This is a genomic window from Psychrobacter sp. (assembly GCF_036731945.1).
Classification (GTDB): domain Bacteria; phylum Pseudomonadota; class Gammaproteobacteria; order Pseudomonadales; family Moraxellaceae; genus Psychrobacter.
Genome location: NZ_DAINDI010000041.1, coordinates 25,349 through 26,720, shown reverse-complemented (window position 1 = coordinate 26,720; position 1,372 = coordinate 25,349). Strand labels below are relative to the sequence as shown.

Genomic DNA, 1,372 nt, shown 5'->3' with positions numbered 1-1,372 from the left:
ATACACCAAACTTTCATCACTCTCGCCTTGTTTGATGGCGACCACGCGGCACATAAAAATACTGTGTGTGCCGACTTGTTGAATGTCATCAATTTCACAATCAAAACTGACCAGCGCGTCCTCTAAAACAGGTGCACCTGTGGCTAATGTCGTCCAAGCACCGTGACAAAAACGCTCTTCTGAGCATAGTTTGGAGGCAAAAGCATTGGATATGGGTTCATGCTGCGTACCTAAGACATTGACACTTAGCGTTTTGTTTTCAAGAAAATGTTCGTGTGAGCGCGAGCTCTGATTCATGCAGACCAGCAAGGTTGGCGGTGTATCGGTCACGCTACAGACCGCAGAAGCGGTAAACCCATGACAGCCAGAGTTGCCTCTTGTGGTGATCACATTGACCGCTGTCGGTAATAGAGACATGGCATCTCTAAAATCAGTTGCTTCAATCATGACTTAACTCCTAAATTTTAATCTTTAAGTACTTTACTCTTTAAGTACATTGATAACTGAGGTCACTCATGGGTTTAAACAAGGCAATCTTTGTTAAGATATGCTAAACGCTAAGCTCTTTGCGTACAATAGCTGCACCCGCGCTCAAGGCTTGCAATTTGCCGCGTGCCACTTGGCGAGATAACGGTGCCATGCCGCAGTTGGTCGAAGGGTAAAGCTTATCCGCATCGACAAACTGCAGGGCTTTGCGTAACGTATCTGCTACTTCTTCTGGGGTTTCAATGCTATTGGTTGCCACATCAATGGCGCCGACCATCACCTTTTTACCGCGAATCAGTTCAATCAAATCCATCGGTACGTGTGAGTTTTGACATTCCAGCGAGACAATATCGATATTTGACTGCTGCAATTTTGGAAAAGCTTGCTCATATTGACGCCACTCTGACCCTAAGGTTTTTTTCCAATCGGTATTGGCTTTGATACCGTAGCCGTAGCAAATATGCACCGCCGTCTCACACTTTAACCCTTCGATAGCACGCTCTAAAGTGGCGATACCCCAGTCGTTGACATCATCGAAGAACACGTTAAACGCCGGCTCATCAAATTGGATAATATCGACACCAGCCGCCTCTAAGTCTTTCGCTTCTTGATTGAGAATTTTAGCAAATTCCCAAGCCAATTTTTCACGGCTTTTATAATGACCATCATATAAAGTATCAATCATCGTCATCGGGCCGGGCAACGCCCATTTGATTGGCTGATCGGTTTGCGAGCGTAAAAACTTCGCATCGTCAACAAATACAGGTTTTTGGCGGCTCACCGCCCCAACGACTGACGGCACACTGGCCTCATAGCGATTGCGGATTTTAACCGTTTCACGCTTTTCGAAATCGACGCCATCAAGATGTTCAATAAAGGTGGTGAC

At 45.9% G+C, this 1,372-nt stretch carries 2 protein-coding genes; both read right to left on the bottom strand.

The annotated features are described in order from the left end of the window. Nucleotides 1–447 (bottom strand): flavin reductase (locus tag V7D75_RS09515; protein WP_333614370.1); only part of this gene is annotated, 447 nt, incomplete at its 3' end. Between the two features lie 103 nt (nt 448–550). Further along, nucleotides 551–1,372, bottom strand: an 822-nt coding sequence (locus tag V7D75_RS09510; protein ID WP_333614369.1) for a methionine synthase, incomplete at its 5' end; no start/stop codon positions are given.